The organism is Arthrobacter hankyongi (genome assembly GCF_022012395.1).
Taxonomy (GTDB): domain Bacteria; phylum Actinomycetota; class Actinomycetes; order Actinomycetales; family Micrococcaceae; genus Crystallibacter; species Crystallibacter hankyongi.
On the sequence record NZ_JAKLTQ010000005.1, the window covers coordinates 180,709 to 199,696 of the forward strand.

Annotated in this window: 23 protein-coding genes; 11 read left to right on the forward strand and 12 right to left on the reverse strand. The window is 66.4% G+C overall.

All coding sequences use genetic code 11. The features are described 5' to 3' along the window. Positions 1 to 15: 15 nt before the first annotated feature. The 3 genes from LVY72_RS09690 to LVY72_RS09700 all read right to left on the reverse strand — a co-directional run bounded on the left by LVY72_RS09690 (position 16) and on the right by LVY72_RS09700 (position 1,875). Positions 16 to 336: a GYD domain-containing protein gene (locus tag LVY72_RS09690; RefSeq protein ID WP_237820248.1), complete on the reverse strand. Its 321-nt coding sequence runs from the start codon at positions 334 to 336 to the stop codon at positions 16 to 18. 221 nt (positions 337 to 557) lie between these two features. Further along, positions 558 to 1,250 carry an SRPBCC family protein gene (locus LVY72_RS09695; RefSeq protein WP_237820250.1) on the reverse strand — a complete coding sequence of 231 codons (693 nt, stop codon included), beginning with the start codon at positions 1,248 to 1,250 and terminating at the stop codon, positions 558 to 560. After that, positions 1,243 to 1,875, reverse strand: a complete 633-nt coding sequence (locus LVY72_RS09700; RefSeq protein ID WP_237820252.1) for an ArsR/SmtB family transcription factor — start codon at positions 1,873 to 1,875, stop codon at positions 1,243 to 1,245. Before LVY72_RS09700 ends, LVY72_RS09695 begins: the two co-directional genes overlap by 8 nt. 156 nt (positions 1,876 to 2,031) lie before the next feature. On the opposite strand from LVY72_RS09700, the gene LVY72_RS09705 reads away from it, so the two are divergent. Beyond that, positions 2,032 to 2,568, forward strand: coding sequence for a flavodoxin domain-containing protein (locus tag LVY72_RS09705; RefSeq protein ID WP_237820254.1), 537 nt, complete (start codon positions 2,032 to 2,034; stop codon positions 2,566 to 2,568). 61 nt (positions 2,569 to 2,629) lie between these two features. Then, positions 2,630 to 4,189, forward strand: a complete 1,560-nt coding sequence (locus LVY72_RS09710) for a DUF4389 domain-containing protein (protein ID WP_237820256.1) — start codon at positions 2,630 to 2,632, stop codon at positions 4,187 to 4,189. A gap of 136 nt (positions 4,190 to 4,325) precedes the next feature. Here LVY72_RS09710 and LVY72_RS09715 read toward each other — a convergent pair whose 3' ends face one another. Further along, positions 4,326 to 4,637 carry an antibiotic biosynthesis monooxygenase family protein gene (locus tag LVY72_RS09715; RefSeq protein WP_237820257.1) on the reverse strand — a complete coding sequence of 104 codons (312 nt, stop codon included), beginning with the start codon at positions 4,635 to 4,637 and terminating at the stop codon, positions 4,326 to 4,328. A gap of 161 nt (positions 4,638 to 4,798) precedes the next feature. On the opposite strand from LVY72_RS09715, the gene LVY72_RS09720 reads away from it, so the two are divergent. Both LVY72_RS09720 and LVY72_RS09725 read left to right on the forward strand, forming a co-directional pair. After that, positions 4,799 to 5,785 carry a S1C family serine protease gene (locus tag LVY72_RS09720; protein WP_237820259.1) on the forward strand — a complete coding sequence of 329 codons (987 nt, stop codon included), beginning with the start codon at positions 4,799 to 4,801 and terminating at the stop codon, positions 5,783 to 5,785. 212 nt (positions 5,786 to 5,997) lie between these two features. Next, the gene (locus tag LVY72_RS09725) at positions 5,998 to 6,315 is read left to right on the forward strand and encodes an NIPSNAP family protein (RefSeq protein ID WP_237820261.1); all 318 of its coding nucleotides are present in this window, start codon (positions 5,998 to 6,000) and stop codon (positions 6,313 to 6,315) included. On the opposite strand, the gene LVY72_RS09730 is transcribed toward LVY72_RS09725, so the two are convergent. Both LVY72_RS09730 and LVY72_RS09735 read right to left on the reverse strand, forming a co-directional pair. Then, positions 6,312 to 7,106, reverse strand: coding sequence for a putative protein N(5)-glutamine methyltransferase (locus LVY72_RS09730; protein ID WP_237820263.1), 795 nt, complete (start codon positions 7,104 to 7,106; stop codon positions 6,312 to 6,314). The genes LVY72_RS09725 and LVY72_RS09730 overlap by 4 nt on opposite strands. A 67-nt stretch (positions 7,107 to 7,173) precedes the next feature. Further along, positions 7,174 to 7,845: a helix-turn-helix transcriptional regulator gene (locus tag LVY72_RS09735; protein WP_237820265.1), complete on the reverse strand. Its 672-nt coding sequence runs from the start codon at positions 7,843 to 7,845 to the stop codon at positions 7,174 to 7,176. A gap of 88 nt (positions 7,846 to 7,933) precedes the next feature. On the opposite strand from LVY72_RS09735, the gene LVY72_RS09740 reads away from it, so the two are divergent. Next, complete coding sequence (locus tag LVY72_RS09740) at positions 7,934 to 8,368, forward strand: DoxX family membrane protein (RefSeq protein ID WP_237820267.1); 435 nt, start codon at positions 7,934 to 7,936, stop codon at positions 8,366 to 8,368. 15 nt (positions 8,369 to 8,383) lie between these two features. Here LVY72_RS09740 and LVY72_RS09745 read toward each other — a convergent pair whose 3' ends face one another. From LVY72_RS09745 to LVY72_RS09760, 4 genes are all read right to left on the reverse strand, one after another. After that, positions 8,384 to 8,809, reverse strand: coding sequence for an SRPBCC family protein (locus tag LVY72_RS09745; RefSeq protein WP_237820268.1), 426 nt, complete (start codon positions 8,807 to 8,809; stop codon positions 8,384 to 8,386). 62 nt (positions 8,810 to 8,871) lie between these two features. After that, a complete protein-coding gene (locus LVY72_RS09750) occupies positions 8,872 to 10,380 on the reverse strand; it encodes a multicopper oxidase family protein (RefSeq protein WP_237820270.1) in 1,509 nt (502 codons plus the stop codon). 41 nt (positions 10,381 to 10,421) lie between these two features. Further along, positions 10,422 to 10,946 carry a hypothetical protein gene (locus LVY72_RS09755; protein ID WP_237820272.1) on the reverse strand — a complete coding sequence of 175 codons (525 nt, stop codon included), beginning with the start codon at positions 10,944 to 10,946 and terminating at the stop codon, positions 10,422 to 10,424. Beyond that, a complete protein-coding gene (locus tag LVY72_RS09760) occupies positions 10,943 to 11,530 on the reverse strand; it encodes a sigma factor-like helix-turn-helix DNA-binding protein (RefSeq protein WP_237820377.1) in 588 nt (195 codons plus the stop codon). Before LVY72_RS09760 ends, LVY72_RS09755 begins: the two co-directional genes overlap by 4 nt. 108 nt (positions 11,531 to 11,638) lie before the next feature. On the opposite strand from LVY72_RS09760, the gene LVY72_RS09765 reads away from it, so the two are divergent. Next, entirely contained in the window at positions 11,639 to 12,016 is a 378-nt protein-coding gene (locus LVY72_RS09765) for a DUF3054 domain-containing protein (RefSeq protein ID WP_237820274.1), read from the forward strand. Between the two features lie 52 nt (positions 12,017 to 12,068). Then, positions 12,069 to 12,350, forward strand: a complete 282-nt coding sequence (locus LVY72_RS09770) for an Lrp/AsnC family transcriptional regulator (RefSeq protein WP_237820276.1) — start codon at positions 12,069 to 12,071, stop codon at positions 12,348 to 12,350. Between the two features lie 80 nt (positions 12,351 to 12,430). Here LVY72_RS09770 and trpD read toward each other — a convergent pair whose 3' ends face one another. After that, complete coding sequence (trpD, locus tag LVY72_RS09775) at positions 12,431 to 13,483, reverse strand: anthranilate phosphoribosyltransferase (protein ID WP_237820278.1); 1,053 nt, start codon at positions 13,481 to 13,483, stop codon at positions 12,431 to 12,433. 147 nt (positions 13,484 to 13,630) lie between these two features. On the opposite strand from trpD, the gene ctaE reads away from it, so the two are divergent. The 4 genes from ctaE to qcrB all read left to right on the forward strand — a co-directional run bounded on the left by ctaE (position 13,631) and on the right by qcrB (position 17,994). Further along, positions 13,631 to 14,269, forward strand: coding sequence for an aa3-type cytochrome oxidase subunit III (gene ctaE, locus LVY72_RS09780; RefSeq protein WP_237820280.1), 639 nt, complete (start codon positions 13,631 to 13,633; stop codon positions 14,267 to 14,269). An 86-nt stretch (positions 14,270 to 14,355) separates the two neighbouring features. Continuing rightward, positions 14,356 to 15,168, forward strand: a complete 813-nt coding sequence (gene qcrC, locus LVY72_RS09785) for a cytochrome bc1 complex diheme cytochrome c subunit (RefSeq protein ID WP_237820282.1) — start codon at positions 14,356 to 14,358, stop codon at positions 15,166 to 15,168. Between the two features lie 100 nt (positions 15,169 to 15,268). Continuing rightward, positions 15,269 to 16,306: a cytochrome bc1 complex Rieske iron-sulfur subunit gene (gene qcrA / locus LVY72_RS09790; RefSeq protein WP_237820284.1), complete on the forward strand. Its 1,038-nt coding sequence runs from the start codon at positions 15,269 to 15,271 to the stop codon at positions 16,304 to 16,306. Between the two features lie 2 nt (positions 16,307 to 16,308). Further along, a complete protein-coding gene (gene qcrB, locus LVY72_RS09795; protein WP_237820286.1) occupies positions 16,309 to 17,994 on the forward strand; it encodes a cytochrome bc1 complex cytochrome b subunit in 1,686 nt (561 codons plus the stop codon). A gap of 143 nt (positions 17,995 to 18,137) precedes the next feature. Here the strand turns inward: qcrB and LVY72_RS09800 are convergent, their stop codons facing one another. Beyond that, entirely contained in the window at positions 18,138 to 18,926 is a 789-nt protein-coding gene (locus tag LVY72_RS09800; RefSeq protein ID WP_237820288.1) for a GntR family transcriptional regulator, read from the reverse strand. Positions 18,927 to 18,988: the final 62 nt, after the last annotated feature.

Sequence of the window (18,988 nt, forward strand, 5' to 3'; positions counted from 1 at the left end):
CCGGCCAGCCGTCCGCTATTGGCCGGGCGCCCGGTAGGAAGGTGTTTTGCTGGCAGCGGCGTCGAGATCTTCGGGCGTCATCAGCGGGGTCAGCCGCAGACTTACCGCGCCGCTGGAATTGATCATCAGTGAAAGCGCTGCGGCGCTGGACTGATCCGGTATGTCGAAGACGCCCAGGACATCTGTCTCACCGAAGGCGTAGTACATACATTCCAGCGATCCCCCTACGGACTCCAGGGCTTGGACAACTGCTGCCTGCCGTTTAGTCCCGCCCTCTTGCATCAAGCCTTTGATTCCCTGGCCGACGTAGTTTGCCTGGAACAAATACTTGGTCATGATCCATTCCTGTTCTGCCGATGTCCAGAACACGAACCCCATCCGGGCACCCCGGACACCGAGGGGAAGGGCTCTGGAGTTCTCCCCGCCAAGGGGCTGTGGCCGAGTCTAGGCCTCCCCCTCAGTCCTGACAACAGCCGACGCCCCGGTTCCAGGCCTGCCCGATTCCGCTGCGGCGTCCCGCCGAACCTGGCAGACCAGGACGGCGGGACACGGTCCGGCTATGCGAAAGTCCTCTCCAGCCAGGAGCCCCAGGCCTTGGCCGTAGCCTCGGAGTCAGCGCCGCCGCCGAAATCATGGACCGTCATGCCCACCGGCGCCCCGAAAGCGTTCCGGCCGAAGAAGCGGTACAACGCATCCGCCGTCCGCAGCCCCAGGAAGTTTTCGTTGGAGAAGTCGATTTCACCGGAAATCCACCCCACGGCGTCGAGCTCCAGCGTCACGACGTCGCCCCGTGCGGCGCCGTCGACGCCCAGTGCTTTCGTCAGCCGCACGAATCCATCCGGGGTTTGCGACGCGGCCGGCGCCTGGATGTCCGTGAACACCACCGGCTTGCCGTCGAAGTACTCCAGATACTGGCCCAACGTGTGGAGGTAGAACTCGGTGTGCTTGCTGGCGCCGTCGTACTGTTCGTCCCAGTTGTCCGTGAAGATCCCGCTGTGGACATAGTGCAGGCGGGCCCGGCCGCCGCCGAGGGGTTCGAGCACGTGCTCGAGCTGGTTGAACCAGCCGTCCGGACCCTCCATGCGCGAGACCAAGTGGCTGGGGTACTCCTCCACGGTTTTGACATCGGGCCACTGATCCGTAGGAAACATCCAGCCGGCGGTGTTGTTGGTGACCGCTGCCCAGACCCGCTCGGGGGTGCCGGGGAGGTCGGTGTCATAGACGATCTCGAATTCCCGCTTGTCAGTCATTGTTCTGCTCCTGTGGTAGAGGAATGGTGGATGGTGCCTTGAGCGTCGGATGAAGTGCGACGACGAGCCGGTGCTTGCGGCCGGCTCCGCCGGGTGTCCCCGTCGGGCCGGAATCGTACTTGTCCACGAGCCGGGCCACTGCGTCGCCCAGTTCTGCGGCAAAGGCGGCCCGGTCCGCGGCGGAGCGGAAGACGAGCTCGCCATCGATGGCGAAGGTGGCAAGCTTCTGCTTGGCCTGCGCCGCACCGGTAATCAGCTGGCCGAGTTCCTCGACCAGGCGGCCGCCGAGCGCGAGTAGCCAGAAAGCCGAGAACCGGTCGGCGAACCGGTGCGGGTCCGGTGCCACTTGGGCCAGCGCGGCCGGGGAAATCAGGTAGGACGCTGCGGTGGCCCGCAGAATGCGTTCGGTGACATTGCCTTTGCGGCGTTCCTCCATAAGCTCCACGAGCCCGTACCGCTCCAGGGCCTTGAGGTGGTAGTTCACCTTTTGGCGCGGCAGGCCCAGCCTGCCTGCCAGTTGCGTGGCGGATCCGGGCTCGGAGAGTTCATGCAGGATGCGGGTCCGGATGGGGTCCAGCGACGCTTCCGCCGCGGCGGGATCCGCGATCACTTCGATATCCAACACAACTAAAGTGTGACCACCGACGATTTTTTTTGTCAAGACTATTTTTACTTTCGGACCGCGCCCGCGCTGAGCCCGGGTAGGAACATTGACCCGCCGGGCTGTTGTGTCCCGCACGCTTCCGCCCTAGGCTGGGTCCAGCCTGCGAGGGGAAACAGGATGCGGACACTGGTTGGATACGCGACTGTACATGGCTCAACTGCGCAGATCGCCCAGCGCATTGCCGGCGTCCTGCGGCAACGGGACGCGGTGGTGGACGTGCTGCCGCTGGCCCAGGTAGAGGCTCCCGGAACGTACGACGCGCTCATCCTCGGCAGCGCCATCCACAACCAGGCATGGCTGCCGGAGGCGAGCGGGTTCGTGCACCGGCACCGTGCGGAACTGGCTGCCCGTCCGGTATGGCTGTTCAGTGTCGGCATGTCCGACGGCTTGCCCCGCCCGGTCCGCCGCGCTGCCCGTGACGGACAGAACAGGCGGCTTGCAGCGGCCCTCCGGGACGTGGTGCACCCGCGGGGTCATGGCCTGTTCTCCGGGGTATGCCGGGCCGGAAACCTGCCGCGCTGGGCCGGTGTCCTGTTCCGCTGCCTGGGCGGCCGCTTCGGCGACTACCGCGAGTGGGCGCAGATCGAGGGCTGGGCCCGGGACATTGCCCGCGAATTGGACGCCGACAGGATCCGGTCAACCAGGGACACCTGAAGCACTCCCGCCCCCCGGTACACACCGTCCGGGAAGTTATCTGCAGACCGAAGGGATCGTCATGAATGCGTACCCTCTGCCAGCGAACGAACATCCTCAGCGTGCCGCGCCGGCCGGACGCATGAAGCCAGGCCACTGGGTCCTGCTGATCATCGGCGCCTTGCTGGCCCCCCTCGGTCTGGGACTGGCCATCGCCGGCACCTCGTTGCTGGTCGCGGACGCGGCCCAACAGGACGGGCAATACCTGACCGGGTCCGTGGACCGGCACGAGACGAGCGGGTATGCCCTGACCGCGCCCTCGCTGGTCATCGACCCCGGCCAGGCCGGCCTGCCGGGCGCTCCGCAGGTCAGCGACCTGGCCAGTGTGCAAGTGCGCGCAACCTCCGTGGTACCGGGCCAGGAAATCTTCCTGGGCATCGCCGATTCCTCCCGCGTTTCGGCCTATCTCGACGGCGTCGCCCAGGCTCAACTGTCGGATACCGCCCGTCATCTGGGAAGCAGAGCCGCCGAACAGCCAGGAACCCGGGTGCCGGCACCGCCGGCCCAGCAGGACTTCTGGGCCACGTCCGCCTCCGGCACCGGTGTCCAGGAGCTGACCTGGGACCTGCAGCCGGGCCACTGGAGCCTGGTCGTGATGAACGCCAATGCCACCCGTCCGGTGTGGGTGGACCTGCAGGCGGGCGTCCGCTCGAGCCTGCTTGGGCCGCTGGGGACCGGGCTCCTCATCGGCGGGCTGGTCGGACTCGTCGTCGGACTACCGCTGCTGCTGCTCGGTGCCGCGGGGCTCGGCCGCGATATTCGGCCGGCTGCGGCGCACCCGGGCATGGGCCCCGGCGCGGCATTGGCCGGACCAACCGGCGGTGACGGGCTGGGCGCGGCAGCGTTTGGCGTCTATCCTGTCTGGTTCGTGGGTTGGCTGGACAACCGGCTCTCGCGCGGGCTGTGGCTGGTCAAGTGGCTGCTGGCCATTCCGCACTACATCATCCTGGCCCTGCTCTGGTTTGCCTTGGTCGTGACCACCATTGCCGCCGGAGTGGCTATCCTGTTCACCGGCCGCTATCCACGCTCCTGGTTTGCCTTCTGCGTGGGAGTGCTGCGGTGGAGTTGGCGGGTGGGCTTCTACGCCTACGCCGCGCTGGGCACCGACAGGTATCCGCCGTTCACCTTGGCACGCGCGGACTACCCGGCGGACTTGGACGTGGCATATCCCGAGCGGCTGTCCCGTGGACTGGTGCTGGTGAAGTGGTGGCTGCTCGCGATCCCCCACCTGGTCATCATCGCCATCTTCACCGGGAATGCCGGTGCCACCTGGATCCGGGGAGACGACAACTGGGTCCGTGCTTGGGGACCGTCGCTACTGGGCTTGCTGGTGTTCATCGCAGCCGTGATCCTGCTTTTCACGGGCCGCTACCGGCTCGAGCTGTTCAACTTCATCGTCGGCATCGACCGCTGGGTTTACCGGGTGGGCGCCTATGTGCTGCTGCTGCGGGATGAATACCCGCCGTTCCGCCTGGACCAGGGCCCCGCCGATCCTCCGGCCACCGGCCTGCCACCGGCAGGGCCCGGGCCGGCAGCAGGGACGATTCGGCCGCAGGAACCGCTGCCGCCACCCGGGCAGTAGCCTGCCGGCCAGGATCGGAGCAGCAGGCCGACCGGCGGCCACACAGTGATTCCGCGCTCGCCGGCAGCCACTTCCCGTGCGCCAGGCCTGCGCCCCGTCCTGAAGGATATGCGGCTGGGAGTGGGTCGACGCGGCCTTAGCCGGCGAATCCCCCGCCGATCACCACAGCCTCGTCCAAGGTGTGTGGTTCGAAGCGTTCGATCAGATCCTTGATCGGTTCGAGGCTTCCGGTGAAGGCCTCTGAGGCACGCCACTGCTCGATCTGCTCGACCGACTCCCACGGACCGGTGCTGATGAACCGGTTGTGGACATCGCGGTCGTGCATCAGCACTGCCTTCCGGCCGGGGAATTCCTCTTCGGTGCGCCGGGCCAGTTCCTGCCAGGCCCGCTCGAAGTCACCCTCGCGGCCGGGTTTCACCAGCCAGATGCCAAGGCTATACACGGACATTTCATGGTCCTTCCGTGATCCAATGAGGTACCCCGATTATCTGCCTGTGCAGGGTTCGGCGAAAGGCCCCGGCCGGTTCACTCTGGGCGTACTGCCGGCCGGATTAGCCGTGCACCGCCTCCGGTTGTACATAGACAACCACCAGTCCCAGGAGGTGTGTGGTGAACACTCTGCCCGAGGCACAGCCGGCGCCAGACCGGTACGCAGAGAACCCGCTCGATGCCTATTCGCGGACCGTAATCCGGGTAGCCGAGACCGTCACTCCGCATGTGGCGGCCATCGAAGTGACGGCCACCCGCCGGAACGGCCAAGTCCGCATCGGCGGCGGTTCCGCGGTGGTCTTCACCGAAGACGGCTACCTGCTGACCAACGCGCACGTTGTCGCCGGTGCCAGCGCCGGCCGCGCCGCCTTTGCCGACGGCACCCGGATGGACATCGACATTGTCGGTGCCGATCCGCTCTCGGACCTCGCGGTCCTGCGGGGCAGGATACCGACGCCGGCCCCGGCGCTGCTGGGCGACGCCGATCAGCTGAAGGTGGGACAGTTGGTGATCGCCGTGGGCAATCCTCTGGGGCTGGCCGGATCGGTGACTGCCGGCGTCGTCAGCGGCCTCGGACGTTCCATTCCCACGGCGGTGGGACGGACCAGGCGCGTCATCGAGGATGTCATCCAAACCGACGCAGCGCTGAACCCGGGCAGTTCGGGCGGAGCGCTGGCCGATGCCGGCGGCCGGATTGTCGGGATCAACACGGCCGTGGCCGGCGTGGGCCTGGGCCTGGCGGTACCGATCAATGCCACCACGCGGCGCATCATTGCGGCACTGCTGACGGACGGCAGGGTCCGCCGGGCCTACCTGGGGTTGGTCAGCACGCCGGTACCGCTGTCGGAGCCGGACGTGCTGCGCACTGGGCAGCGGCGTGCCCTGCGCGTGGTTGAAGTCATGGCCGGCTCACCTGCCGAAACCGCGGGCCTGCACGCCGGGGACCTGGTGCTCAGCGCCGGCGGCCGGCCCGTTGCCAGCGCCGAAAGCCTGCAGAAACTGCTGTTTGCGGACGCCATCGGCGTACCGTTTCCGCTGGCGGTCCTTCGTTCGGGTACGGTGCTGGAGGTCCTTACGATGCCGCAGGAACTGACTGACGCAGCCTGAAGGTCATGGCCGCCGCGGATGAATCCTCCGTCGCGCAGCCTGTGCGGCCCGTGTCCGCCCGGCAGTGGGATTGGAATCACCACACCGACGTCTCATTGTGCTGTGACGACAGGTGCGGCCGGAGTTCTCTGGCTGGTTGGACTATTGCGGGATGCGGCCGCCGGATCTACCGTGATCGGCGTCAGCAACCGCAGCCTTCGATAGGAAGAGTCATGGCCGGATTCGTGCAGATCATCGAGTTCAAGACCTCCCGGATCAATGAGATTGAAGAGCTGGGCAGGCCGTCGCGGGACGAGGGCAGCACTCCGTCGACGTTCCGCCGCATCACCGCCACGGCAGACCGGGACCGTCCGGGCACCTACTACACCATCGTGGAATTCGACTCCTACGAGTCGGCGATGGAGAACTCCAAGCGGCCGGAAACCTCGGACTTCGCGGCGAAGATGGCCGCCCTGTGCGACGAACCGCCCGTCTTCCGCAATCTGGACGTGCAGTGGGAGGACACCGGCGACAGCGGTAGCGCAGGCTAGAGAGCGCCGGCGGCGGGCAGCCTGCCGACGACGACGGTGGCCTCCCACTGTTCGGATCTGGCCACCCGAGGCACGAACCCGGAGCGGACAAACAGGGCCGCCGTTTCCGGCGTCTGCCGCGCACTCGTTTCAAGCAGCAGGTGCCCGCCTGGCACCAGCCACGCCGGGGCGCCTGCGACAACCCGCCGCTGCAGGTGCAGCCCGTCCGGCCCGCCGTCCAAGGCCGCGCGGGGTTCGTACACGCGTGCCTCCGGCGGCATCAGGCCGATATCGCCGGTGGGCACATACGGCGCATTGGCCACCAGGACGTCGACCTGCCCGCGAAGCCCGGCGGGCAAGGCCGCATAGAGGTCTCCCCCATGCACCTGGCCGGCCGGACCGATGTTCCGCCGGGCACAGCGCACGGCGGCAGGGTCGAGGTCGGCCGCGTGCAGTTCGATCTGATCCACCTTGGCGGCCAGGGCCGCACCAACGGCACCGGAACCGCAGCACAGGTCGACGACGACGGCGCCGGGGCGCGCCAGGGCAGCGGCCTCCCGGACCAGCAGCGCGGTGCGGCTGCGCGGCACGAACACCCCCTGTTCCACCGCAATCTGCAGGCCGCAGAACTCCGCCCAGCCCAGAATGTACTCAAGGGGGTGGCCGGCGGCTCGCAGGCTGAGCATACGTTCCAGCTCGGCCGCCGAGGCCGCCGCAGCCATCAGCAGGCGCGCCTCCTCGTCGGCAAAGACGCACCCGGCGGCACGGAGCCGGCCCGCAACTGCGGAACGGGAAGGGACGGAAGATTTCATGCAGGCGCCTTTGTGTTGCCGGAACCAGCAATGCTAGCCGGGCCCGCGGACGAAGGACAGGCCCGGACTACTGCCCGCCGGCCGGACGCAGCCGCACACAGCACCGGTCCGGGCCGGGATCCGCAACCGCGTTGAAACGAGGCCCGTCCACCTGGACCGCGGCTGCGGCCAGGAAACCCAGGTTGAGCCCGCAGATTGTCTCTTGGTGCGTGCGGGCCAGCCGGTGGAAGGGACAGTTGGCCAGCGTGATGGAGCCATCCGCCTCGCGGCACGGTTCGAAGCCGTACTGCAGCAGAACCTCCTCCAGGGTCGCCGCATTCAAGCCGGCGGCAGTACCGGCAGCGGCGGCGTCCTGCCGCAGGCAGTCCTCCACCGGTGCTCCGGTCCGGACCGAACGCTCCACCGCGGCGGCCAGGATTTCCGCCGCCAGGTCGTAATGGCGCTCCGGCAGGCTCACGGACAGTTCCGTCTCGGCAGGACCGTAGAATTTCGCGGGCCGCCCGGAACCGGGTCCGGAGCGTCCGCCCGGCCGCCGGTAACTGACGGTCAGCAGCCCTTCCCGGGCCAGCCGGTCCAGATGGAAGGCCGCCGTCCCCCGGACCAGCTTCAGGGCTCCGGCCACGTCGTCCCGGCTGACCGGCCCGTCGGCCCGAAGCACATACTCGTAGACCGCCCGGCGGGACGGATCATGCAGCGCCGCAATCGCCGCCAGCGGGTCCGGATTCCTCTGTTCATCCATGACTGCCCAATCTAAAAACAAATTTCGTTGACGTAAGAGTCCATTCTTTCTAAAATCAATATTACCTTCTTTTAGAAAGGAAACGGCCATGGCCACCCAGGAAATGCGGCTGCCGGCTGCCTCATTGCGGGACGATCCCTCCCGCCAGGCATTCCTGCTGCTGCGCAGTGTCTACACCGTCGCGCCGATCCTCTTCGGCCTGGACAAGTTCTTCAACATCCTCACCGACTGGACCCAGTACTTGGCACCTGTTGCCGTGCAGGTGGTGCCGGTTCCCGCCCAGACTTTCATGTATGCAGTGGGGGTGGTGGAAATCGCCGCCGGCCTGCTGGTGGCATGGAAACCCCGGATTGGCGCCCTGGTCGTGGCGCTCTGGCTGGCAGGAATCATCGTCAACCTGCTGCTGGTGCCGGGCTACTACGATGTCGCCCTGCGCGATTTCGGCTTGCTGGCAGGGGCGCTCGCGCTGAACCGACTGGCAGTACTGCATGCCGGACGCCGGGTCCGGGCAGAGGTCCGCTGAGGACCGGCTACGCTCTCACCCCGCCGGCAACTGCCGCTCGGCATGCTCCTTCAGGTCCGACAAGTGGTACGGCCAGGTCTCGCGGTGATCCTCCGCGAGTTCCTGGCCGTGGGCCAGTGAACCGAAACCTGTCTCGGTGAGCAGTACGCGGGTCCCGGTGCCGGCGGCCTCGAATTCCCAGCGGACTGTGGTGGCCCCGTCCCAATCCGGCTCGGACCAGGCGAACACCAGGCGGCGCCCGCTGATGACGTCCTTGACGGCGCCGACCGCGGCATATTGGACCCCGTCCACCTCCCACTCCTCGCGCAGCAGGGAACCGATGACCGGCCAGAAATCAAGCTCCGGCCACCACTGGCCGCGCTCATGGGCAAAGGCGGTCCAGACGCGGTCCAGCGGAGCACTGATGGTTGTCTCCAACTGAATCTGGTCCACCGCTTCCATGCCCCCTTTATGCCACAGCCCGCGGCGGGCGACAATGCCGCACGGGATCCGATGGCAGCATGCTAATGCTGGTGCTGAACGGCGGCCGGCGGCGCAGACCCGGTCTGGCCGGGTTCCACCACCGTGAACTGCCCCATCATGCCTTCGTCCTCGTGCCAGAGCAGATGGCAGTGGTACATGTACGGCATGGCCGCATCCGTATAGTTGCCAAACGGCACGGCCAGTCGGGCCGAAGCCCGCACCGGCAGAAAGACAGTATCCTTCAGCCCGGCCAGCTCCGGCGGCGGCGGTGCGCCGTCGATATCCAGGATCCGGAAGCGCACGTCATGGATGTGGAAGTTGTGCGGCTGGTTATGGGTATTGGACACGTTCCAGATCTCCGTCGTACCGGCACCGACCACCGTGTCGATCCGGTTGTGGTCCAACTGCCGGCCGTTGATGTGCCTGCCGTTGAGAATGAACGTTCGGGTGGCGGCAATCGCGGACAGATCAGGCGCACCCGGTCCGGGGAGGGCCGCTGGCAGTTCCGGAGATGGTGACAGCCGCGCCGCGGCACGGAACTGGAGGATCGAGAGGGTGTCGTTGCCGCCGGCACCGTTGGCCAGCGCCGTTGTCATGCCCAGCTCGTGCGGGAACGACCGCAGCTCCACGCGCTCACCCGGCGCAAACCGTACCACCACCTCCGCCCGCTCCCCCGGCGAAAGCAGAACCCGGTCGACAGCGGCCGGTGCCGCCAGCAGGCCGCCGTCGGAGGCCACCACCGCAAAGCCGCGGCCGTCGTCGAACCCGAAACTGTAGCTGCGGGCGCTGGAGGCATTGAGCAGGCGCAGCCGTACCGCCTCGGTGGACACCGCCAGATGCGGATTCCAGGTGCCATTGACCAGGATGCTGTTCCCGGTGAGGCCGGTCAGGGCGCGCGGGCCGTCATGGAAGGAGCCGTCCTTGGCGAAATTGCGGTCCTGGACGACGACGGGAAAATCATCCCGCCCATAGTCCCGGGGCAACCCATCCGGGGCCGCTTCCGGATCCTCGACCAGGAACAGCCCGGCCAGTCCGCGGTTGACCTGCTGTTCGGTAGCGCCGTGCGGATGCGGGTGGTACCAAAGGGTCGCCGCAGGCTGGTTCACCACCCATTCCGGCGTCCAGGTTCCGCCCGGGGCGACCATTTGGTGGGGTCCGCCGTCCATCCCGGCGGGCAGATGCATGCCGTGCCAGTGCACCGAGGTGGCCTCCGGCAGCCTGTTCACGACGGCGATGCGCACCTTCTCGCCGCGCGTAGCCCGGAGGGTCGGCCCGAGGTAGCTGCCGTTGTAGCCCCAGGTGGGGGTGGGCCGGTCCGGCAGGAACTGCGTCGACCCTTCGGCTGCCGCCAGTTCGAAGACCCTGGCGCCGTCGGAGGAGCGGGTGGCGGGGGCCAGCGGAGGAATCCGCAGCGGATTCGCGAAGTCCAGCGTGCCCACGGTGCTATAGGCGTCCCGCGTGTTGCCGTCTCCGCAGCCGGCCAGCAGCCATGCCGCCGCCGAACCCACCAGCCCTGCCTTGAGCAGGCTGCGGCGGGTCGGAAGGTTCACGCATCCATCCTATGCCTGCCGGCGGAGCCGGACGGCGTTGCTTAACGGACCATGACGGCGATGCCCGTGGCCGCTGCGGCCCAGAGCACACTGGCGAAGGTGCCCAGGATAAAACGTTCGGCGGCACCGGCCTGGCCGAGCTCGCTGTACCGGCCCAGCCCCTTCACCGCCAGTACGACGGCGAGCCCTTCGGGCCACCCCGCGAGCAGCGTGGCGGCAATGGAAGTGCGTTCCAGCACCCCGATCCAGGCGCCGCCGCGCAGCACGGGGGCATCCTCGGGGTCGGCGGTATTCTCCGGATGCGAGGCATTAAAGGAGAGCCGCAGGATGGTCACCGTCGCCGGTCCGCCGCCGATGGCGGCTGCTGCGACGGCAAAAGCGTAGACGCCCCGGCCCAGGCCGCCGCCGCCCAGGCTTCCGGCCAGGGCCGCGGCGCCCAGCAGGACGAGCGAGACGGCACTGGCCGTGTACAGATAGCGGTTGTCCCGGCCTTGGAAGCGGTGGAAGTACATCGGCGCTGCCACCGCCGCGGCAGCGCAGAGCAGGACAATGCCAGCCAGGTTCACGCATCGGCTCCTTCCAGTAAGGCCACGGCGGCCTCGGCGGCACGGCGGCATTCGTGCCAAAGGCCGCTGTGCAGCCGGCCGGAGACCGCCTGCTGGCTGATGCCCAGACGCTCGGCGACCTGCTGCTGGGTCAGCCCCTCATCCACGAGTAAACCAGCCTCCACCGACAGACCACTGCGTTTGCGTGCCACCGAGGCGACGAGTTGCAGTACGGCTTCGGCCTGGCCGGCCAGAGCGCTGGCCCCGGACACGGCGATGTTGCCCGGAGCGGTCTTGGCCGCGGTCACCGCTTCCCGGGCCCGTTCAAACGCTTCGCCGGCACCGGCACGGGTGTTGGAGGGCAGCGGTTCGCGTACCGGCCCCACGCCCACGCCAATACTCCACTGGCCGCCGGCGGCCAACTCGAGAGCTATTCCGGCCGCGGTGGCCGCACTGTCCGTGACCGCCTGCATCTCATCCCCCGCCGTACGGTCAAAGGCAAGGCGCAGCGGCCAGCGCCGGTCCTTGTTCAGCGCGGCCATGGTGCTCTCGACCAGGTCCTCGCGCTGGCGCGACCGGCGCTGGTCGATGGTCAGCACATACATCACAGCCTCCAAACCTTGTAGAGATCAATACAAGCATAGTGTGTTGTGGTTTGCGCCTCCCACCCCCTCGCTGCGCTCGGGGCGGGCTGGGAACGTTAGGCTGGATGGGTGAAAAGTCCTGCAGTTCCTGCCCTCATTGCCGACTTGGCCGCCGTCGTCGTCTTTGCCGCGTTGGGGCGCGAAACCCACGAGCACGGCCTGGATCCGGCCGGTGTCCTCCTCACCGCGGCGCCGTTCCTGGCCGGAACCATGATCGGCTGGCTGCTCTCCCGGGCCTGGCGCCGGCCGCTGGCCGCCTGGCCTTCCGGCGTCGCCATCTGGTTGTGCACGGTCGTGTTCGGGTTGCTGCTGCGTGGCGCAACCGGCGGCGGCCTGGCCTTGGCGTTCCAGATCGTCAGCCTCATCACCTTGGGCGTCTTCCTGGTGGGCTGGCGTTTGGCAACCCTGCTCGTCATCAGACTTCGCCGGGTGCGCACTCTCCCCTAACCTCGTAATAACCAGATCGATAACAACATCAGGGTGTTGAAAGGCAGTGACAGTGGTAACAGCGTTTGTATTCATCAAGACCGATTCGTCCCGCATTCCCGAATGCGCCGAGGAGATCTCGGAACTGCCCGGGATCGCCGAGGTCTACTCCGTCACGGGTGAATGGGACCTGATCGCGGTGGCCCGGGTGGCCCGCCATGACGACCTGGCCGAGGTGATCGCGGACAAGCTCTCCAAGGTCCACGGCGTCCAGCAGACGACGACGCACATGGCCTTCCGCGCCTACTCCCGGCACGATCTGGACGCCGCCTTCGCGCTGGGCTTCGAGCACTGACCTGGCGGCAGCGCAGGTCGGGCCCGGAGGATGTCCTCCGGGCCCGACCTGTTTAAGTTTCGCTGTGTCCCGCCGGCAGACTAACGGGTCGCGGCAACCCAGCGCTCCAGCGCCGCTGCCGCTGCGCCGCTGTCGATGGATTCATTGGCCCGGCGCAGTGCGGCCTCGATCCGATCCTCCAGCGGGCCTTCGGCTGAGCTCTCCAAGGCGACCAGCGCCGCAGCCGCGTTCAGCACGACGGCGTCGCGGACCGGCCCCTTGTCCCCGGCCAGCAACCGGCGGACCACCTCGGCATTGGCCTTGGCATCGCCGCCGCGCAGATCGTCCAGGGTGGCGCGCGGGATGCCCAGGACCAGCGGGTCGAACTCGGATTCGGTCACTTTGCCGTCGCGGACCTCCCAAATCATGGAAGGCCCGGTGGTGCTCAATTCGTCCAGTCCGTCGCCGCCCCGGAACACCAGGGCACGCACCCCGCGTACGGCCAGCACACCGGCCACCAGCGGGGCGAGCCGGGCATCGGCGACACCGATGGCGGCAGCGGTGGGCTGTGCCGGGTTGGTCAGCGGACCCATGAAGTTGAAAACCGTCGCGACGCCGAGGTCGCGCCGCGGCACCGCCGTGAAACGGAAGGAGGGGTGGAAAACCTGGGCAAAGCAGAACGTGATGCCCGCTTCCACCGCTGTACGCGCCACCCTGTCCACCGGCAGGTCGAGCCGGACACCGAGGGCCTCGATGACGTCGGCCGAACCGGAGGACGACGACGCGGCACGGTTCCCATGCTTCACGATCCGCGCACCTGCACCGGCGCATACGAGGGCGGCCATGGATGAAATGTTCACGGTGTTGTGGCGGTCCCCGCCGGTGCCGACAATATCCAGCTTCTCGCCGGGGATGTCGATGGGCCGTGCGTTCGCCACCATCGCCTCGACCAGACCGGTAAGCTCCTCCACCGTTTCGCCCTTGGCCCGCAGGGCGACAAGGAAGCCGGCAATCTGAGAATCCGTGGCGTCACCGGCCATGATGGTGTTCATTGCCCAGCGGGTCTGCTCGGCGGTGAGGTCCTCCCCGGCGATCAGCGCGGAGATCAGGACAGGCCAGGTGGGAGCGTTTCGATAGTCAGTTTCGGAGGTCACCGTCCTAGATTATCTACGTTTTGTAGAAAGCGGCGAATGTTAATTTCCGCGGAATGGCGCGGATTGGCGCGGTTCGGGAACCACGACGGCTCGCCGAGCGTTCGGATGCGTTGGTGAACAAGGCTGAAATACAGACATAATGGCCTTGTGACAACTGCAACCCATGCCCCCAGTACCCCGGCGCATCCAACTCTGAACCGCCCGAACCTGGTTTCCGTAGGAACCGTTGTTTGGCTCTCCAGCGAGCTGATGTTCTTCGCCGGCCTTTTCGCCATGTACTTCACGCTCCGGGCCACCTCGGGCGAGCTCTGGGCGGTCGAGTCCGCCAAGCTTGACGTACCGTTCGCCCTGATCAACACGATCGTGCTGGTCTCGAGCTCCTTCACCTGCCAGTTCGGCGTATTCGCCGCCGAGCGCCTCCAGCCGCACCGCACCGGCGGTGTATTCAACATTGCGCGCTGGGGCATGGTCGAGTGGTTCCTGCTGACCTTCCTGCTCGGCGCCATCTTCGTCTCCGTGCAGGCCTACGAGTACACCCACCTGGTGTCCGAGGGCGTATCGCTGTCCTCGAACGCCTACGGTTCGGCCTTCTACATCACCACAGGCTTCCACGGCCTGCACGTGACCGGCGGCCTGATCGCCTTCCTGTTGATCATCGGCCGGGCCTACGTCGCCAAGAAGTTCGGACACTTCGAGGCAACCTCGGCGATCGTGACGTCCTACTACTGGCACTTCGTCGACGTCGTCTGGATCGCGCTCTTCATCATCATCTACTTCCTGAAGTAAGCCGATTTGACTCTTCTTCTACAAGGGGAAGAATTTCAGGAAGCTGCACTCGACACTCACGCACCACAGATTAAGGAACGACCACAGTGAAGGCACTCTCCCAAAGGCGACGACACCCGCTGGCGGCCATTGCCCTGCTGCTGCTGGGACTGCTGGTTACCGGCGGCCTCTATGCAGTCGCGGGCACCGTCAACGAAGCCAAGGCACAGACCACCACGTACAGCGCGCAGGATGTTGAGCAGGGCGAAAAGCTCTTCGTTGCCAACTGCGCCACGTGCCACGGGATCAATGCCGTCGGTGCCGAGCCAGGAGCCCACGGCTTCCAGGCAGGTCCTTCACTGATCGGCGTCGGCGCCGCCGCCGTCGATTTCCAGGTCGGTACCGGCCGCATGCCGATGCAGATGTCCGGCCCGCAGGCGCAGGTCAAGCCCAAGCAGTTCGACGAGGAGCAGACCCGCCAGCTGGCCGCATACGTTGCCTCCCTCGGCGCCGGCCCCGCCGTGCCCAGCGAGGAAGTGCTGGATACGACCAAGGGCAACGCTGCCAAGGGTGGAGAGCTCTTCCGCACCAACTGCGCCATGTGCCACAACGCCGCCGCTGCCGGCGGTGCGCTGACCCGCGGCAAGTTCGCTCCGGCGCTGGGCGGCGTGACCGGCGAGCATATCTACGAGGCCATGGTCACAGGCCCGCAGAACATGCCCGTATTCAACGACGCGAACATCTCCCCCGAGGGTAAGCGCGACATCATCACCTTCCTGCACACCATCGAGGAGCAGGGCTCCCCCGGCGGTGCCGCACTGGGCTCGCTGGGCCCGGTGTCCGAAGGCCTGCTGCTGTGGACGGGTGGCCTGGCCGTCATCATCGGCTTCACGATCTGGCTGACCCAGCGGTCGTCCTAGGATCTTCGTCCCGGCAGCCCGTCCCGGGCAGCCGGGAAACCACCGAAACAACATTCACGCACTTTTAGAGTCATTAATTATGAGAAGGATGAGAGGGATCATGGGCGACCATAGTCACGGCGACCCGAACACCTCGGGCACCGTTGCTACGGCTGGCCAGGCGGAAGTGGAGAAGTTCCAGGATCCTGGACTACCCCCGCACCGACCGCGCCTTGCCGACAAGGATCCCCGGGCCGAAAAGCGAGCCGAACGGCAGGTTGCGATCCTCTTCGCAATCTCGATGCTCGGAACCTTGCTTTTCTTCGTCGGGTACTTTGCCATCCAGTTGGATGAGACCACTGCGATATCCACGCTGCGGCTGCAGAACCTGCTGCTGGGCATGGGCACCGCCTTTGCCATGTTCGGCATCGGTATCGGCATCGTCCACTGGGCCAAGACCCTGATGCCGGACCATGAAGTCGCTGAGGAACGGCACGAAATCCGTCCTGAAGAAGACCGCCAAGTTGCCGAGAAGATGATTGGCCAGATCCTGGACGAATCCGGGATCAAGCGCCGGCCGCTGATCCGCAACACCCTTATCGGTGCCGGCGTGTTGGCCATCCTGCCGGCTATCGGCATTTTCCGCGACCTGTCGCAGAATCTTAATCCGGATATCCTGCGGCAAACCATGTGGGCCAAGGGCGTCCGTCTCGCCCGGGACCCCGAGGGTACCCCGATCAAGGCCGCCGATGTCACTATGGGCTCCGCCTTCCACGTCATTCCCGAGGGCCTGAACGACCTGCATGAAGGAAAGCTGGAGGCCAAGGCCAAGGCCGTCGTCCTGCTCATGAGGCTGGACCCGGCTGACCTGAACATCTCCCCCGGACGCGAGGACTGGAACTACAACGGCATCGTTGCCTACTCCAAGATCTGCACACACGTCGGTTGCCCGGTGGCACTGTACGAGCAGCAAACCCATCATCTGCTCTGCCCCTGCCACCAGTCCACCTTCGACTTGACACACGAGTGCAAGGTCATCTTCGGTCCGGCCGCGCGCCCGCTGCCGCAGCTGCCTATCACCGTCGACAGCGAGGGCTACCTGGTCGCCCAGAGCGACTTCCATTCACCCGTCGGCCCGAGCTTCTGGGAGCGTGGCTAGCGATGAGCGCGACATCATCAACTGAAAACTACGTCCCGAAGACCAGCGTGGGGCGGATTGCGAACTTCGTCGACTCCCGTACGGGCGGATCGGCGATGGTCAAGGAACTGGGCCGGAAGATCTTCCCGGACCACTGGTCCTTCATGTTCGGCGAAGTGGCACTGTACTCCTTCGTCATCCTGCTGCTCTCGGGCACCTTCCTGACCTTCTTCTTCAATCCGTCGATGGCGGAGACGCACTACACCGGCTCCTACGTGCCGCTCCAGGGCGTGGAAATGTCCGTGGCGTATGCCTCCACCCTGGATATCTCCTTCGATGTCCGCGGCGGCCTGTTCATGCGCCAGGTACATCACTGGGCGGCCCTGCTTTTCGTGGCGTCCGTCTCCGTTCATATGCTGCGTGTCTTCTTTACCGGAGCATTCCGCAGGCCGCGCGAGCTCAACTGGGTTGTCGGCGGCGTGCTGCTGATCCTGGCCCTGGCGGCCGGCTTCACGGGCTACTCGCTGCCGGATGACCTGCTCTCCGGAAACGGCCTGCGGATCATCGACGGCGTGATCAAGGCAATCCCGCTGGTCGGAACCTACATCTCCATGCTGCTGTTCGGCGGAGAGTTCCCCGGAACCGCCATTGTGGGACGTCTTTACGTGCTCCACATCCTGCTGGTGCCGGCCATGATCCTGCTGATGATCGCCATCCACCTGTTCATGCTGATTGTGCACAAGCACACCCAGTACCCCGGTCCGGGACGCACCGAGAACAACGTGGTCGGCTACCCGGTCGGACCGGTCTACGCGGCCAAGGCCGGCGGCTTCTTCTTCATCGTTTTCGGTGTGGTTGCGCTGCTGGCGGCGAATTTTCAGATCCTGCCGATCTGGGACTACGGCCCCTACGATCCCTCCCCGATTTCCGCAGGCACCCAGCCTGACTGGTACATCGGCTTCGTCGACGGCGCCCTGCGCCTGATGCCCGGCGTGATCGGCAACTTCCCGTTCGAATTCGTGATCCTTGGACATACGCTCTCGCTGAACGTCCTGCTGCCCGCCCTGGTGCCGGCCGGCATTCTGTTCACGCTGCTGTTTACCTGGCCCTGGATCGAACGCTGGGTCACCCGCGACGACCGAGAGCACCACCTGCTGGACCGTCCGCGCAACGCTCCGACCCGCACCGGCATCGGCGTCGCCGGTGTGATCTGGTACTGCGTGATGTGGGCTGCCGCCAGCTCCGACCTGATTGCGACCCACTTCCATGTCTCGCTCAACGACGTGACTTACTGGCTGCGGGTCCTGTTCTTCCTCGGCCCGATCGTGGGCTACATCGTGGCCAAGCGGATTGCCTTGGCGCTGCAGCGGAAGGACCGCGAGATCGCACTGCACGGCCGCGAGACCGGACGTATTGTCCGCCTGCCGCACGGTGAATTCATCGAGGTGCACGAGCCGCTCGATGACTACCACCAGTTCCGGCTGGTCAACTTCGAGTCCCCCGAGGTCCTGCCGGCCCAGCCGGATGCCAACGGGCGTATCAGCGGCAAGGAGAAACTGCGCGGACGCTTGTCCCGCCTGTTCTTCGAGGACCGGGTTGCTCCGGTCACTCCGGCGGAACTCGAGGCAGCCCACGAGCACGGACACCATCCGGCCATCGAGGAAACTGCAGCGGAAACTGCGGCAGAGACCCAGGTGACCGGCCGCTAGTCCCCGCGGCGCGGTATGGCCGTACCGAACAAGCGAAGGCCCCGGACTTAGTCCGGGGCCTTCGCCGTTTCCGCAGCCAGACCGCTCTGTCCGCTGCCTGGCACAGTCCGGCTTCCGCGGGCCGCGGTGGCTGTCTCCGGCCTTCAGTAGCGTTTCATGTTGTACGAGCGCGGCGACCGTCCGCCGGGCCGCTGCAGCGGCACCCAGAGCTTGTAGCGGTCCGCCCGGTAGTAGGAGATCGAAAAGTCCACCATCGCGCGGTGTACGAAAGCGTGGCGCTGGATCTTCAGCAGCGGTGCCCCAATATCAACGTTCAGCAGCCGGGCTATGGACGGCTGGGCCGCCGTCGCCTCGATGGTGTCCTCACCCCACTCCATCACCAGGCCGTACCGCTCGCTGAGCACCTGGTAGAGCGAGGCCGGGGGCGGGTCATCCAGCAGGCCGGGTACCTGGCTGGCGGGAATGAAGTTCTCGTCCACGCTCATGGGATCGCCATCGGCCAGCAGCAGGCGCCGGAACCGGACCACCGGCTGCCCTTCCTCGATCTGCAGTTCCCGGGCCACCAGCGGCGCCGCCCCGATCTGTTCGAAGCTCAGGACCTTGGCATCGGGAACCATGCCGCGCCGCTGCATTTCCTCGCTGTAGGACGTCAGCTTGACCTGCAGGTCCAGTTTCGGCTGGGTGACGAAGGTGCCCAGCCCCACGACGCGTTCAAGCACCTGCTCGGCGACAAGGGAATCGATCGCCTGCCGGACCGTCATCCGCGCCACGCCGAAGCGCTCACTCAGTTCGCGTTCCGAAGGGAAAGGTCCGCCGGGTTCGCATGCCTCCTGGGCATGGCGGCGCAGGATGGCACGCAGTTGGGCATGCTTGGACTGGGTGGAATCCGGGTCGATGTCGCCGGCGATGGCTGTTGCCGCCTTGGAGACCATGTTCGTCCGCTCCTTCGCTGATCGTGCGGGAGATGTTCCCCACCCATCTTACGGCAGTGGTC